14 protein-coding genes and 1 tRNA gene are annotated in these 13,801 nt (G+C 61.6%); 12 read left to right on the top strand and 3 right to left on the bottom strand.

Annotation, left to right across the window (positions count from 1 at the left end):
- Positions 1 to 14 precede the first annotated feature (14 nt).
- Together J5274_RS00590 and J5274_RS00585 are read left to right on the top strand one after the other, a co-directional pair.
- Positions 15 to 3,155 (top strand): efflux RND transporter permease subunit, encoded by a 3,141-nt coding sequence (locus J5274_RS00590; RefSeq protein ID WP_142830322.1) that lies wholly within the window; start codon positions 15 to 17, stop codon positions 3,153 to 3,155.
- A gap of 225 nt (positions 3,156 to 3,380) precedes the next feature.
- Positions 3,381 to 3,602 (top strand): helix-turn-helix transcriptional regulator, encoded by a 222-nt coding sequence (locus J5274_RS00585; RefSeq protein ID WP_142830324.1) that lies wholly within the window; start codon positions 3,381 to 3,383, stop codon positions 3,600 to 3,602.
- A gap of 87 nt (positions 3,603 to 3,689) precedes the next feature.
- Here the strand turns inward: J5274_RS00585 and J5274_RS00580 are convergent, their stop codons facing one another.
- Positions 3,690 to 4,349 (bottom strand): TetR/AcrR family transcriptional regulator, encoded by a 660-nt coding sequence (locus J5274_RS00580; protein WP_142830326.1) that lies wholly within the window; start codon positions 4,347 to 4,349, stop codon positions 3,690 to 3,692.
- Between the two features lie 151 nt (positions 4,350 to 4,500).
- Here J5274_RS00580 and J5274_RS00575 point away from each other — a divergent pair, with 151 nt between their 5' ends.
- The gene (locus J5274_RS00575) at positions 4,501 to 5,703 is read left to right on the top strand and encodes a multidrug effflux MFS transporter (RefSeq protein ID WP_142830327.1); all 1,203 of its coding nucleotides are present in this window, start codon (positions 4,501 to 4,503) and stop codon (positions 5,701 to 5,703) included.
- A gap of 63 nt (positions 5,704 to 5,766) precedes the next feature.
- Here the strand turns inward: J5274_RS00575 and J5274_RS00570 are convergent, their stop codons facing one another.
- Positions 5,767 to 6,813 (bottom strand): NAD(P)-dependent alcohol dehydrogenase, encoded by a 1,047-nt coding sequence (locus J5274_RS00570; protein WP_142830329.1) that lies wholly within the window; start codon positions 6,811 to 6,813, stop codon positions 5,767 to 5,769.
- A 345-nt stretch (positions 6,814 to 7,158) separates the two neighbouring features.
- On the opposite strand from J5274_RS00570, the gene J5274_RS00565 reads away from it, so the two are divergent.
- Complete coding sequence (locus J5274_RS00565) at positions 7,159 to 7,971, top strand: glycosyltransferase family 25 protein (RefSeq protein ID WP_142830331.1); 813 nt, start codon at positions 7,159 to 7,161, stop codon at positions 7,969 to 7,971.
- Positions 7,972 to 8,042: 71 nt separating this feature from the next.
- Here the strand turns inward: J5274_RS00565 and J5274_RS00560 are convergent.
- A tRNA-Thr gene (locus J5274_RS00560) sits at positions 8,043 to 8,117 on the bottom strand.
- A 154-nt stretch (positions 8,118 to 8,271) separates the two neighbouring features.
- Between J5274_RS00560 and J5274_RS00555 the strand changes: the two genes are divergently transcribed.
- The 8 genes from J5274_RS00555 (at position 8,272) to J5274_RS00520 (ending at position 13,799) form a co-directional block, all read left to right on the top strand.
- The gene (locus tag J5274_RS00555) at positions 8,272 to 8,502 is read left to right on the top strand and encodes a hypothetical protein (protein WP_142830333.1); all 231 of its coding nucleotides are present in this window, start codon (positions 8,272 to 8,274) and stop codon (positions 8,500 to 8,502) included.
- A 115-nt stretch (positions 8,503 to 8,617) separates the two neighbouring features.
- Positions 8,618 to 9,910 carry a UDP-N-acetylglucosamine 1-carboxyvinyltransferase gene (gene murA / locus J5274_RS00550; RefSeq protein ID WP_111218947.1) on the top strand — a complete coding sequence of 431 codons (1,293 nt, stop codon included), beginning with the start codon at positions 8,618 to 8,620 and terminating at the stop codon, positions 9,908 to 9,910.
- A gap of 115 nt (positions 9,911 to 10,025) precedes the next feature.
- Entirely contained in the window at positions 10,026 to 10,469 is a 444-nt protein-coding gene (locus tag J5274_RS00545; protein WP_111218945.1) for a DUF2948 family protein, read from the top strand.
- Between the two features lie 57 nt (positions 10,470 to 10,526).
- A complete protein-coding gene (gene hisD / locus J5274_RS00540; protein WP_219274722.1) occupies positions 10,527 to 11,825 on the top strand; it encodes a histidinol dehydrogenase in 1,299 nt (432 codons plus the stop codon).
- A gap of 3 nt (positions 11,826 to 11,828) precedes the next feature.
- Entirely contained in the window at positions 11,829 to 12,302 is a 474-nt protein-coding gene (locus J5274_RS00535) for a UPF0262 family protein (protein ID WP_142830337.1), read from the top strand.
- A 6-nt stretch (positions 12,303 to 12,308) separates the two neighbouring features.
- Positions 12,309 to 12,788, top strand: a complete 480-nt coding sequence (locus J5274_RS00530; RefSeq protein WP_142830339.1) for a low molecular weight phosphatase family protein — start codon at positions 12,309 to 12,311, stop codon at positions 12,786 to 12,788.
- Between the two features lie 118 nt (positions 12,789 to 12,906).
- The gene (gene infA / locus J5274_RS00525) at positions 12,907 to 13,125 is read left to right on the top strand and encodes a translation initiation factor IF-1 (protein ID WP_004117876.1); all 219 of its coding nucleotides are present in this window, start codon (positions 12,907 to 12,909) and stop codon (positions 13,123 to 13,125) included.
- Positions 13,126 to 13,178: 53 nt separating this feature from the next.
- Positions 13,179 to 13,799, top strand: coding sequence for a Maf-like protein (locus tag J5274_RS00520; protein ID WP_111218939.1), 621 nt, complete (start codon positions 13,179 to 13,181; stop codon positions 13,797 to 13,799).
- The last annotated feature ends 2 nt before the right edge of the window (positions 13,800 to 13,801 follow it).

Here is a 13,801-nt window from a genome sequence, read left to right as displayed (position 1 = left end):
AGCGGATGAAGATGATGACCACACCCACTGAACAAAAGCAGCCATTCAATCTCTCGCGCTGGGCAATCGGCCATCCGAGTATCGCCCGCTTCCTGTTCGGGCTGATCATCATCGCCGGAGCCCTCGGCCTGACCCACATGGGCCAGAAGGAAGATCCCGACTTTACCTTCCGCGTCATGGTGGTGCAGGCCATCTGGCCCGGTGCGTCGATTGACGAGATGGAAGACCAGGTGGTCAACAAGATCGAGCGCAAACTGCAGGAGACGCCGCATCTCGACTGGGTAAAATCATACACCCGCGCCGGCAGCGCCATCATCACTGTCCAGGTCAAGGGCGACACCAACGCGGCCGAGGTGAACGACGCTTTCTATCAGGTGCGCAAGAAGGTCGGCGATATCCAGAGCGAGCTGCCGTCGGGCCTCCTCGGACCCTATTTCAACGATGAATTCGGCGACACCTTCATCACGCTCCATTCGATCAGCGGCACTGGCTACAGCTATCCGGAGCTGAAGAAGTTCGCCATCCAGGCGCGGGACATGCTGCTAACCGTGCCGGGCGTCGAAAAAGCGGTGATCATCGGCGACCAGCCCGAGAGAATCTACATCGACGTCTCGTCGAAGGCGCTGGCCGAGCGCGGACTGACGCTCGATACCCTTCGTGCTGCCGTCACGGGCCAGAACAGCGTCGATTCGGCCGGCTCCGTCGATACCGGCTTGAGGTCGGTGCGCATTTCCGTCGAGGGCGATGTCAGGAAGATCGAAGATATCCGTGAGTTGAGGTTGAAGGCCGGAGACCAGGTGACGCGTCTCGGCGACATTGCCACCGTCTATGCGGGGCTGCAGGACCCCTACACGGCCAAATTCAAATATAACGGCCATGAGAGCGTGCAGGTCGGCGTGGTCATGGCCAAGGGCTACAAAGTCACCGACGTCGGCCATTCCGTCGATGCCGTTTACCAGCGGTTCGAATCGTCGCTGCCGCTCGGCGTCGCCGTTGACCAGATCGCCAACCAGCCCGATGTCGTCACCGACGCGGTCAGCGAATTCATGCATGCGCTGGGCGAAGCGCTCGTCATCGTGCTGATCGTCTCCTTCGTGTCGATCGGCTGGCGCTCGGGTCTGGTGATTGCCATCGCCATTCCGCTGGTGCTGGCCGCGACCTTTGCCATCATGTACGAATTCGGCATCGACCTGCAGCGCATCTCACTGGGTGCGCTGATCATTGCGCTCGGTCTTCTGGTCGACGATGCCATGATCGTTGTCGAACTGATGGAGCGCAAGCTGGAGGAGGGCATGGTCAAGCTCGACGCCGCCAGCTTTGCCTATACATCAACCGCATTCCCGATGCTGACAGGAACGCTGATCACCACGGCAGGCTTCATCCCGGTCGGCTTTGCAGCGTCTACCGCCGGCGAGTATGTCCGCACCCTGTTCTATGTGGTCGGCATCGCGCTGGTGACATCCTGGTTCGTCGCCGTCTATTTTACACCGTGGCTCGGCTACATGATCCTCAAGCAGCGGCATCATGCGGGCAGCCATCACGACGTCTTCGATACCCGCTTCTACCGTCGCCTGCGCGGCACTGTCGGCTGGGCCGTGCGGCATCGGATCATCGTGCTGGCGTTGACGCTGCTGACCTTCGGCACCAGTCTCTGGGCCTTCCAGTTCATTCCGCAGAATTTCTTTCCGCAATCGTCGCGGCCTGAGATCCTTGTCGACCTCTGGCTGCCTGAGGGCACCAGCATCGCCGAGGTTGAAAAGCAGGCGGCGGCGCTGGAGGCCCGGATTGCCGACGACAAGGACAAGCGCTTTGTTGCCAGCTACATCGGCGAGGGCGCTCCGCGCTTTTTCCTGCCGCTCGACCAGCAGCTTATCAATCCGAACTTCGCGCAATTGCTCGTGCTTGCCAACGACGAACCCGCCCGCGAGCGGCTGATCATCAAGCTGCGCGGCATTCTCGCCGCCGACTTTCCGGACATCCGCGCCAAGGTCGACCGGCTGTTCCTCGGTCCGCCGACCGGATGGCCCGTGCAGATGCGCGTGCTTGGCCCCGACCGCCTCGAGGTTCGTCGTATCGCCGACCAGGTAAAGCAGCGTTTCGCCGCCGATCCCCGCATGGGTGCGATCCACGACGACTGGCTCGAGCCGGTGCCGGAAATGCGCCTGGTGATCGATCAGGATCGGGCACGGGCCCTCGGCGTCACGTCGCAGCGCATTCGCCAGGTACTGGCCGCTGCCGTCACGGGGGCCTCGCTCGGCGACTTCCGCGAAGGCGAAGAGACCGTGTCGATCGTGGCACGCGAGCCGGAAGCCAATCGGCATCTGCTGTCGGCGGTCAATTCCATCTCCGTGCCGAGCGATGCCGGCGGTTTCGTGCCGCTGTCGCAGGTGGCAAAGGTCGTGCCGACCATGACGCTGGGGCTGGAATGGCGCCGCGACCGCCTGCCGACGATCACGGTGCGGGCTACGCTGCCCGACGATGTGCAGGCAAACGACGTGACGACAAAACTCTACGCCGACCTGAAGCCGCTCCGCGACAGCCTGCCGCCCGGCTATCAGATCGAGGTGCAGGGTGGTACCGAGGATGCGGCGGAAAGCCAGGCCTCCATTGCCGCCAAGGCGCCGATCATGCTGCTCGTCATCGTCGTGCTCCTGATGATCCAGTTGCAGCACTTCGGCAAGGCGATGCTGGTGCTGGCGACTGGACCGCTCGGCATCATCGGGGCTGCGGCTGCGCTCCTGATCAGCGGTGCGCCGTTCGGGTTCGTTGCCATTCTCGGTGTCATCGCGCTGCTCGGTATCATCATCCGCAACTCGATCATCCTCATCGACCAGATCGACCAGGATATCGCTATGGGCATGGAGCGCCAGGAGGCGATCATCGGCTCGGCCGTGCGTCGTTTCCGGCCGATCATGCTGACCGCGCTCACCGCCGTACTGGCGCTGATCCCGATTTCGCGCGGCGTGTTCTGGGGCCCGCTCGCCTATGCGATGATGGGCGGTATCCTGGTGGCAACCGTCCTGACGATCATCGTCTTGCCCGCCGCCTACGCCCTGTTCTTTGGCAAGGAGCCGAAATTAAAGGCCGGCAAGAACGAGGCCGGGACGGTGGACGAACAGCAACATCCGATGCCGCCGGCAATGGCTGCGGAGTAGGCTTCGCTTGGTTTTAACAGCGTCTAGAAGCGTTGTTTTCCTCATGATTCGGCGAACCGGCGTGACATTGGGGACGGCGGCGGCCCGGTTAACCGGCGGGCAATCCTTTTGTGCTCTGCAGCAATTCTGCTTGCCGATTCGATATTGCGGCAATAAAGAGGGTCGGCATTGGTAAACGATGTCGCCAGCGGTCGAGCACGATCACCGGCGGCGAAGGAGAACTCCATGTCCAACCCCATCCATGACACACCGTCCGCCCAGCTCGCCGATGTCGGAACGCGAATTCGCATTACGCGCGGCTCATTCGGCTACAGCGTCGACGATCTGGCCGAGACAGTTGGACTGACAGTTGACGAAATCGTCGCCATAGAGGCCGGCACCGACACTGATCCGCTCAAAATCAAGCGAATTGCATCTGCCCTGAAGATCGACTTGCCGGACGCCTGATACTTTCAGGCGCCTGATGTGACCGCGTCAATGTGACGACGATATGGGCGCCTTGTTTTCTACCCTACCTCAAGCCGGACTGCGGCCTTATGCCGGTACGGAGTAGGCGCGGAGAAATGTACGCACGGCGTTGCGGGCTGCTCGCGCCACATCTTCATCTTCGGGAATGCCGCCGAACAAGGTTGTCGTCTGCAAGTCTGCATGGATGAGCGCCAGAAATTGCCGGGCCGCGAGGTCTGCATCGTCGATATCCAGTAGACCCGCTTTGGCGATGCGCGTGAAAAGCCCAGAGACGGCCTCGGCCGGCAAGCCCGAGCCCTTTTGGCGCCACGTCGCGAACAGCTGCGGATACCGCTCGCCTTCGGATTGCAGCAGCTTGTGCATAAAACGGCCATCGCGGTTGCAGAGGCAGTTGCGCACCAACAGGGACACCAACGCAGTCATTTCCGCCTCTATGTCGGCTGGCATGTCTGGAAAGGTGGCGATCGTCGATGAAAGCGCCTCTACGGTGCGCGCCGTGATGTCTTCGACGATCGCGACAAAGAGTGCTTCCTTGTCGCGGTAGTGGTTGTAGATCGTCTGGCGCGACACACCCGCCTGCTCGGCGATTTCATCGATGCAGGCGCCGGAAAAACCTTCGCGGCAGAAAACCTCTGTTGCAGCCGTGAGAACGGAGACCCGCTTGGTCGAAAGCCCACGCCGGACGTCTGAAATGGTTTGCGGTGGTGCAGTTCGCGCATTTGTCATGATCGGAGAGTAAGTCGCATTGACGTTTTAGACAAGTCTGTCTAATTTGACACCAGTGTCCAAAATGTGACCGGCCTGTACCGCATCCGGCATCTGTTACCGCGCTTCCAGCGAAAGCGGCCCCTATCCAATTTTCGAGAGTATTCGCCCCATGACACCCTTCTTTCGCATCGCGCTGATTCTTGGCCTTTTGTCAGCAATCGGGCCTTTTGCCATCGACATGTACCTGCCGGCGCTGCCATCCATTGGCCATGACCTCGGTGCGCCGGACAATCTGGTTCAGATGAGCCTGCTTGCCTTCTTCATTCCCTTCGCTGCATTTCAACTGCTCTACGGTCCGCTGGCTGACATGTACGGCCGCAAGGCGCCACTTTATATCGGCATCGGTCTGTTTGCCGTCGCCAGCATCGGCTGCGCTCTGGCTACCAATATCGAAATGCTGATCGCCTTCCGCTTCCTTCAGGGCATCGGCGGCGCCGCCGGCATGGTGGTGCCACGGGCGGTTGTCCGCGACATGCATGTCGGTGTGGAGGCAGCGCGGCTTATGTCTCTGCTGATGCTGGTGTTCAGCATATCGCCAATCCTGGCGCCCCTGACCGGCAGCGCGGTCATTGCCTTCTTCGGCTGGCGCGGTGTCTTCTGGGCTGTGACCATCGCTGCCTTCATTGGCCTGGTCCTGCTCTCGACGCAGCTTTCCGAAACCCGCTCCAGAGAAGACCGCGCCGGCAGCAGTTTCCGCAGCGCGATGGCGGCCTATGTCTATCTGCTCGGAGATCGGACGTTCATGACGCTGTCCCTCATCGGCAGTTTCGGCATTTCCAGCTTCCTGGTCTATCTCGCCAACTCGCCCTTCGTGCTGATCAACCACTATGGACTGACACCGACCGAATACAGCTTTGCCTTCTCCGTCAACGCGGTGTCGTTCTTTGCTGTGTCGCAGCTGACGGGCCGGCTTGGCCAGCGTTATGGGCTTGTGCGTGTCATGCGCTTCGCCGTCACGGGCTTTGCTGCGTCGATGGTTGCTCTGGTCGCAGCGATGAGCCTCGGCTTCGAGCAACTTCCGGTGCTGGTCGTCCTTCTGTTCGTCGGATTTGGATTTCTCGGCCTTGTCATCCCGACGACGGCGGTGCTCGCACTCGAGGAGCATGGTGCCATCGCCGGCACGGCCTCGGCGCTGATGGGCACGCTGCAGTTCACCACCGGCGCGATTGCGATGGTGCTGGCCAGCCTGTTTGCCAACGGAACAGCCGTGCCGATGACGGTAGCCATCGCCTGCGCTGCAGTGACTGCATTCTTGCTTGCACAGCTGACGATGGGTCGACACGCCAGCGGCGTCAAAGCGGCCGCCGAATAGCAGGCTTTTAAGCGCCTTTCTGCAAATGCCCGCACGGATGTCGTGCGGGCTTTTGGCTTTCTCCTACTGGTCCATGACAATCTGCAGCTTGACGTCGCTGGGCCGGCCTTCTGCGGCGCGCTCGAAAGCCTGAATGGATTGTTCGAAGCCGAAAGTCTCGGAAATCAGCGGTTTCAGGTCCACGCGTCCGGAGCCGATCAGGGCGATGGCACGGTCGTACTGGTGCGCATAGCGGAACACTGTCTCGATCCGCACCTCTTTGGTGGTGGCGATCGAGACGTCGATGGCAACAGGTGCAACCGGCAGGCCGACGGCAACGATTGCTCCACCCGGACGTGGCAGCTCCATGATGGTCTCCCAGGCCTTCGGTGAGCCGGAGCATTCGAACACGACATCCGCTCCCCAACCGTCGGTCAACAGGTTCAACGCGTCGAGCAGCTTCGTCTCGCGGATGTTGACGGGAATGATCCCCTGATACTGCGCAGCAATATCGAGCTTCGGCTGGGCGAGATCGGCGACGATGACGCGCGAGCAGCCACCGGCAAGCGCTGCAATTGCCACCATTGTCCCGATGGGGCCGGCGCCGAGCACGACGGCGGTGTCGCCGGGTGCGATGCGCGCCTTGCTTGCGGCCTGCATGCCGACGGCGAATGGCTCGACCATGGCACCTTCGGCAAACGAGACATTGTCGGGCAGCTTGAAGGTATAATTGGCCGGGTGCACCACATAGGGCGTCAGCACGCCATGGACCGGCGGGGTTGCCCAGAAGACGACGGCGGGATCGACATTATACATGCCAAGCCGGCTGGCGCGGGAATTGGCATCGGGAATGCCCGGTTCCATGCAGACGCGATCGCCGATCTTCAGGTGGGTCACGCCGGCGCCGATCTCGACCACCGTGCCAGCTGCCTCGTGTCCCAGCACCATCGGCGCAGTGACGATGAAGCCGCCAATCCGACCGTGGGTGTAGTAGTGGACATCGGAGCCGCAGACGCCGACCGTGTGGATCTTGATCTTCACCTGTCCGGCGCCGACTTCCTGAGGCAGGTCTATGTCGCGCAAGGCCAGTTCGTGCTGGCGCTCGAGAACCAGCGCACGCATCTTCGTCATCGTCTTCTCCTCCGTTGTCGATAGGGTCGTCGCTTCTGCCGCCAGGGTAGCGGAAGGGACGACATTGGAATGTCCGTTCGAGGCGACTATAGAAAGGGAAAGCGGTTTGTTCAAACGGGCGTTTGGGTTTTGCAATCTGTACTGACAGCGACCTTGCCCGGATAACAAAATTCAATGGCTTTGAACAACAAAGTGTGAGGGTGGCGGTCTCGCCGCCAGCTTGTTATGGAGCGGCCGAGTTCTTAACTGTGCCCTGCACGAAGCCCGCCTGATCGATTCGGATGGTTGCGTGATCTGAGCGCATCCGGCTCTGTCCACTTTCATTTACGCGTACCGAGGCCATTTATGTCCACCCTGCAGCCTCTTCCGGTTTATCTCATCAATATCGCTCGGGCGAAGGAGAGACTGCAGGAAGTTTGCTCTCGCGGCCGTGAACTCGGCATCGCCATAGAGCTTGTGGAGGGCGTCGACGGGTTGTTGGTGCCAGAGGCGCAATGGGTCGACGTCGACCAGAAGCGCTTCGGTAACCGTCATGGCAGGCGTATTCTTCCGGGCGAGTACGGCTGCTACCGAAGCCACCTGCTGGCGCTACGCCAGTTTATCGCAAGCGGCAACGAGGCGGCCGTGATCATCGAGGACGATATTGCGCTTGATGGTGAATTCATTGCGAGGGCATTGGCCGCCAGCCGTGCTGTTCCCGGCGCCGACATGATCAAGCTCGTCAATCACCGCTGGAAAGGCTTTCGTTTCCACGCCCGCAGCGAACGTGGTGACACTATCGGCCGCTGCCTGTTCGGACCACAGGGGTCTACGGCTTGCTATCTGGTGACGCGGCGCGGTGCAGAGAAAATAGCCCAGTCGCTCGCGGTCATGTCCTTGCCGTGGGACGTCGCCATCGAGCGAGGGTGGGATATGGATATTTCGGTTTTTTCCAGCAAGACCAATCTCGTCGGCTTCAACAAATCACGACGCGAAACGATGATCGGCCGTCGCCGGGACTACCGCGCGGCCAAGCTGTCTGCCTGGAAGCGCCTTCCGGCCCATCTTTTCCGCACCGTCGATTTCTTCCGGCGCCTCGCCTACGTGCTCGTCCCTCGGTCTAGGGCGCAGACGCGCTGGTACCAATCCGCTGCGGTGCCGACGCAGGCAGATAGTTAGGCGCTTTCACGCGGCCATCGACGCAATGTGTCTATCTGTGATGGATGAGGCGGCAATATCGTTTGGGGAAATGGTGCTGCTATGGGGATTTGAACCCCAGGCCTCTCCCTTACCAAGGGAGTGCTCTACCCCTGAGCTATAGCAGCATCGTGGCGCAGCGGATGCGCCGTATCGGGCGAGGCGGCTATTGCCATAGCTGATCGGCAAGCGCAAGCCGCAAAATCCAATCTTCTTGAAACAAGCACGGGAAAACGTCGGCGTGGCTTTTGAAATATCGTCATCTGCGCTATCAAGGCAGACATGAACGAAGACGAACAAAGTAGTGGTGGCGGCACGAGTGCCACGGTCGCAGATGGCCCCTTGCTTAAACCGCAGCAGCCCTTGCTCAGCGAAGCGGATCGGCGGCGGGCGAGGGCGGCTGCCAAGCTGAAGGAGAATCTTTCTCGCCGCAAGCAGCAGGTGCGCGCACGCCGCGCCGGCGAGGCTGACGAGACGGATGGCCTGCCTGCCGCAAAAATGGACGAATTGTAATGATTAGGTCTTACACGCCGCAAACGAATTGAAGCGGCGACCGATTTCCTTTAAACACCACCTTCCTCTGCAAGGCATCAAGATTTCAGAAAGGCGGGTTCGCCCGTAATCGCACATGGATCGTATCAGGATTGTCGGCGGCAATGAGCTCAATGGCGTCATTCCGATTTCCGGCGCCAAGAATGCCGCATTGCCGCTGATGATTGCGTCGCTCCTGACGAGCGACACGCTGACGCTCGAAAACGTGCCTCACCTGGCCGATGTCGAACTGCTGCTGCGCATTCTCGGCAACCACGGCGTCGACGTCTCGGTCAACGGCCGGCGCGAGCGTCAGGACGACGCCTATTCCCGCACGATCCATTTCACCTGCCGGACGATCGTCGATACCACTGCCCATTACGAGCTGGTCTCGAAGATGCGCGCCAGCTTCTGGGTGCTCGGGCCGCTGCTCGCCCGCGAAGGCCAGGCACGCGTATCGCTGCCGGGCGGCTGCACCATCGGCACGCGGCCGGTCGACTTGTTTATCGAATCCCTGCAGGCGCTCGGCGCCAACATGGATATCGATGCCGGCTACATCAACGCCACTGCGCCGAAGGGCGGCCTGATCGGTGCCAAGTACACATTCCCGAAGGTATCCGTCGGCGCTACTCATGTGATGATGATGGCGGCAACGCTTGCGCGCGGCACCACGGTCATCGGCAATGCCGCCCGCGAGCCTGAGGTCGTCGATCTCGCCAACTGCCTTATCGCCATGGGCGCCAAGATTTCCGGCGCCGGCACCTCGACCATCACCATCGATGGCGTCACATCACTCTCTGGCGCCCGCCACCGCGTGCTGCCAGACCGTATCGAGACCGGCACCTATGCCATGGCTGTTGCGATGGCCGGCGGCGACGTGACGCTTGAAAATACCGATATGTCGCTGCTCGAGACGGCGCTTGAAACCTTGCGTCGCGCCGGCGCTGAGATCACGCCGACCAACAACGGCATGCGCGTGCGCCGCAATGGCGGCGGCATCCGGCCGGTCGATATCGTCACGGACCCTTTCCCGGGCTTCCCGACCGACCTGCAGGCGCAATTCATGGCGCTGATGACGCGGGCTTCCGGCACGGCGCACATCACGGAGACGATTTTCGAAAACCGCTTCATGCACGTTCAAGAGCTTGCCCGTCTCGGCGCAAGGATCTCGCTGTCCGGCCAGACGGCGAAGATCGAGGGTGTCGAGCGGCTGCGCGGGGCGCCTGTCATGGCGACGGACCTTCGTGCCTCCGTGTCGCTGGTGATTGCCGGGCTTGCCGCAGAAGGCGAAACCGTCGTTTCGCGCGTCTACCATCTCGACCGTGGCTTCGAGCGGCTGGAAGAGAAGCTGACGCGCTGCGGCGCCATCGTCGAACGGCTCAGCGAATAGGCCCTGAAAGCGTTGCCGGGAGCCGCATCTGCCGTTGCGTCCAAGCCCCAGGCACCCTATCTCGGGGTGGAACGGGCCGCCGGATGTGGCGGCTGACGATGTGGGGAACTAAGGCATGGCAGATCTGAAGCTTGTGGCGCTCGATGGCGAAGACCTGGCGGTTGTTTCTGCCCATATGCAGGACGCCGTCTTCAAGGTCGGCGACATGGCCTATGAGCCGCGCGGCCTGCAGTTTTCCCTGACGGCAAACCGCTTCGACTGGGAAAAGGCAGATGGCAAGGCCAAGGGCTATCAGCGCCATCGCGCGGCGCTCGTGTTCAAGCGGGTGCTGGCCGTGCGGACGCTGGGCATCGACCGCCGCAGGCGCGAGACGGTGCTTTCGCTTCTGGCCATTCGCTTCGAGCAGAAGGGCGAAGGGCCGGATGGCACGATCGAACTGACGCTTGCCGGCAATGCTACGCTGGCGCTCGACGTGGAATGCATCGAAGTGCAGCTGGCCGATATCGGCGGCGCATGGGAAACGGCCAAGAAACCGACGCACCCCGACGACGCCGCCTGAGTGGCAGAGACTGGTTCTTGCCGCTGCGGCGGTTTTTGAAAGCAAAGGATATCGGCATTGGCGATCTGGCTTGAGCAGGCGGCGGAAGGTTTCGAGGCGCAGTTCGCGGCATTCCTGACCACGAAGCGGGAAGTGTCCGAGGATGTGAACGCTGTCGTCCGCGATATCATCGCCGACGTTCGGGCGCGTGGCGACGTTGCGTTGATAGAATATTCCGTCCGCTTCGACGGTATCGATTTCGATGCGACGCCGATGCGGGTGACTTTTGAGGAAATCGATGCTGCCATCGCGCAGGTGCCATCGGAAGTGCTGGGCGCGCTGAAGGTTGCCGCCGTGCGCATCGAGTCGCACCATCGCCGCCAGTTGCCGCGCGATGACAGCTACGAGGACGAACTGGGTGTCGTGCTCGGCTCGCGCTGGACGGCGATCGAGGCGGTCGGCATCTATGTGCCCGGCGGTACGGCAAGCTACCCGAGTTCGGTGCTGATGAATGCCATCCCGGCCAAGGTCGCCGGTGTCGAGCGTGTCGTCATGGTGGTGCCGGCAAAGGAGGGCGTCGTCAATCCCGCCGTGCTGGCCGCTGCCCGCATGGCCGGTGTCGAGGAAATCTACCGCGTCGGCGGCGCGCAGGCAGTCGCGGCGCTCGCCTATGGCACCGAGACGATTGCGCCGGTGGCGAAAGTCACCGGGCCGGGCAACGCCTATGTGGCGGCCGCCAAGCGCCATGTGTTCGGGACTGTCGGCATCGACATGATTGCCGGTCCTTCCGAAGTGCTGGTCATTGCCGACAAGGATAACGATCCCGACTGGATCGCGGCCGACCTTCTTGCCCAGGCCGAGCACGACCGAGGCGCCCAGTCGATCCTGATTACCGATAATCCGCTGCTTGCCAAATCCGTCGAACAGGCCGTCGAGCGGCAGTTGAAGACGCTTGGTCGCGTCGAGACCGCAGCGGCGAGCTGGCGGGATTTCGGCGCCATCATCATCGTCGAGAGCCTCGAAGACGCGATCCCGCTCGCCAACCGCATCGCTGCCGAACATCTGGAGCTTGCGGTCGACGATCCCGATGCGCTGATGCTCGGTATCCGCAATGCCGGCGCCATCTTCATCGGCAAGCACACGCCTGAGGTTATCGGCGATTATGTCGGTGGCTCCAACCACGTGCTGCCGACCGCCCGCTCGGCGCGCTTTTCATCCGGCCTTTCGGTGCTTGACTTCATGAAGCGCACCTCGGTGCTGAAGCTCGGGGCCGAACAGCTCCGGGCGCTCGGGCCGGCGGCCATCGCGCTTGCCAATTCCGAAGGTCTCGATGCTCATGCCCGCTCGGTGGCGATCCGGCTCAACCTCGAAGGCTAGGCGATGGCGGCGGGCGACTTCCGGCTGACCGATGTGGTCCTCGACGATACGATCGGCCGCGCCAGCCCTGACGTCGAACACGAGCGCGCCGTTGCCATTTTCGACCTGGTCGAGGAAAATTTCTTTCAGCCGATCGGTCATGCCGGTGGGCCCTACAGCCTGAAACTGTCGTTGCTGGATTCCAAGCTCGTGCTGGATATCAGTGCCGAAGGCGAGCCCCAGGTCGCCACGCATATCCTGTCGCTGACGCCATTCCGGCGCATCGTCAAGGACTACTTCCTGGTCTGCGAGAGCTACTACGAGGCGATCCGGTCGGCAACGCCGAGCCGTATCGAGGCCATCGACATGGGTCGCCGCAGTATCCACAACGAAGGGTCGCAGACGCTGAGCGACCGCTTGAAAGGCAAGATCGACATCGACTTCAACACATCGCGACGGCTTTTCACGCTCGTCTGCGTTCTCTACTGGCGGGGTTAAGCGCCAATGGAAACGCAGGATCGCTTTCCGACGCCAAGCCATACGCCCAAGGCCTTGCTGTTCATGTGCGGGATGAATTCGATCCGCTCGCCCATGGCGGAAGCCATCGCCCGTAGCATTCTGCCATCGGGCACCTATATCATGTCGGCTGGCGTTAGGGCCGGCGAGCGGAATGCCTTCGTGGATGCGGTGCTCGACGAAATAGGCCTCGATCTCGGTCGCCACCAGCCGCAAACGCTGGAGCAGCTGGAAGACGACTTCTTCGATCTTATCATCACGCTCTCGCCGGAAGCCCACCACACGGCGCTGGAACTGACGCGGTCGCAGGCGGTCGAGGTCATCTACTGGCCAACCTTCGATCCAACGGTTATATCCGGAACGCGCGAACAGATCGTCGAAGCCTATCGTGGCGTGCGCGACCATCTGTACGGGCTGATCGACAGCCGGCTGGCCCGGCGAAATGGAATTGCCGCGCAATCGGCATGAAACAAATGCAGAAAGCCTGATCAACGAGGTTCACAAGACCGCGTCGATTGTGTAGTTTCCGCGCAAATTTTCCGGCGGCATCAGCCCCGGCGTCAAACGACAGGAAGAACCGTCTTACATGCCTAAAGAAGAAGTCCTCGAATTTCCCGGTGTCGTGACCGAATTGCTGCCGAACGCAACGTTCCGCGTCAAGCTCGAAAACGAACACGAAATCATCGCCCACACGGCGGGCCGCATGCGCAAGAACCGTATCCGCGTTCTGGCTGGCGACAAGGTTCTGGTGGAAATGACTCCCTACGATCTGACCAAGGGCCGCATCACCTACCGCTTCAAGTAGTCCGGCGGGTTCTGACGCCGGCTCCCCCGTCTTCCCGCTGACGTCGAGGTTTTATGGCGCTGAAACATTCGTTGATACTGGCTTCCGGTTCGCCGCGCCGCGTTGATCTCCTGCACCAGGCGGGCATCGAACCCGCGCGCCTCATGCCGATGGATATCGACGAGACTCCTAAAAAGGCCGAGCATCCGCGCTCGCTGGCCCGTCGTCTGTCGGCTGAAAAGGGGGAGGCTGCCTATGCCGCGCTGAAGGGCGACGTCGCATGGCAGGGAAGCTATCTTCTATCGGCCGACACGGTGGTGGCCGTCGGGCGGCGCATTTTGCCGAAGGCGGAATTCGTCGAGGAAGCATCGGCGGCGCTGCACCTGCTTTCGGGCCGCAGCCACACTGTCTATACCGGGATCTGCCTGATTACGCCTGATCGCAAGATGCGCCAGAAGGTCGTCGAGACGAAGGTCCGCTTCAAGCGGCTTTCGGGCAACGACATGGAATTCTATCTGGCCTCCGGCCAGTGGCGCGGCAAGGCAGGCGCCTATGCCATTCAGGGGCTGGCGGGCGGTTTCGTCCAGAAACTGGTCGGCTCCTACACGAATGTCGTCGGGCTGCCGCTCTACGAGACCATGCTGCTGCTTTCAGGCGAAGGATTCGACGTTCACGCCCATTGGCAGGAAGGATGATC

This window comes from Rhizobium sp. L51/94, from assembly GCF_019355555.1.
Taxonomy (GTDB): Bacteria; Pseudomonadota; Alphaproteobacteria; order Rhizobiales; family Rhizobiaceae; genus Rhizobium; species Rhizobium rhododendri.
Note: the sequence above shows the minus strand (reverse complement) of the source record. Positions and strands in the feature narration are given on the sequence as shown.

Coding starts and splice junctions, on each gene's coding strand:
- J5274_RS00590 (WP_142830322.1), top strand. CDS start 15: ATGACCACACCCACTGAACAAAAGCAGCCATTCAATCTCTCGCGCTGG.
- J5274_RS00585 (WP_142830324.1), top strand. CDS start 3,381: ATGTCCAACCCCATCCATGACACACCGTCCGCCCAGCTCGCCGATGTC.
- J5274_RS00580 (WP_142830326.1), bottom strand. CDS start 4,349: ATGACAAATGCGCGAACTGCACCACCGCAAACCATTTCAGACGTCCGG.
- J5274_RS00575 (WP_142830327.1), top strand. CDS start 4,501: ATGACACCCTTCTTTCGCATCGCGCTGATTCTTGGCCTTTTGTCAGCA.
- J5274_RS00570 (WP_142830329.1), bottom strand. CDS start 6,813: ATGACGAAGATGCGTGCGCTGGTTCTCGAGCGCCAGCACGAACTGGCC.
- J5274_RS00565 (WP_142830331.1), top strand. CDS start 7,159: ATGTCCACCCTGCAGCCTCTTCCGGTTTATCTCATCAATATCGCTCGG.
- J5274_RS00555 (WP_142830333.1), top strand. CDS start 8,272: ATGAACGAAGACGAACAAAGTAGTGGTGGCGGCACGAGTGCCACGGTC.
- murA (WP_111218947.1), top strand. CDS start 8,618: ATGGATCGTATCAGGATTGTCGGCGGCAATGAGCTCAATGGCGTCATT.
- J5274_RS00545 (WP_111218945.1), top strand. CDS start 10,026: ATGGCAGATCTGAAGCTTGTGGCGCTCGATGGCGAAGACCTGGCGGTT.
- J5274_RS00535 (WP_142830337.1), top strand. CDS start 11,829: ATGGCGGCGGGCGACTTCCGGCTGACCGATGTGGTCCTCGACGATACG.
- J5274_RS00530 (WP_142830339.1), top strand. CDS start 12,309: ATGGAAACGCAGGATCGCTTTCCGACGCCAAGCCATACGCCCAAGGCC.
- infA (WP_004117876.1), top strand. CDS start 12,907: ATGCCTAAAGAAGAAGTCCTCGAATTTCCCGGTGTCGTGACCGAATTG.
- J5274_RS00520 (WP_111218939.1), top strand. CDS start 13,179: ATGGCGCTGAAACATTCGTTGATACTGGCTTCCGGTTCGCCGCGCCGC.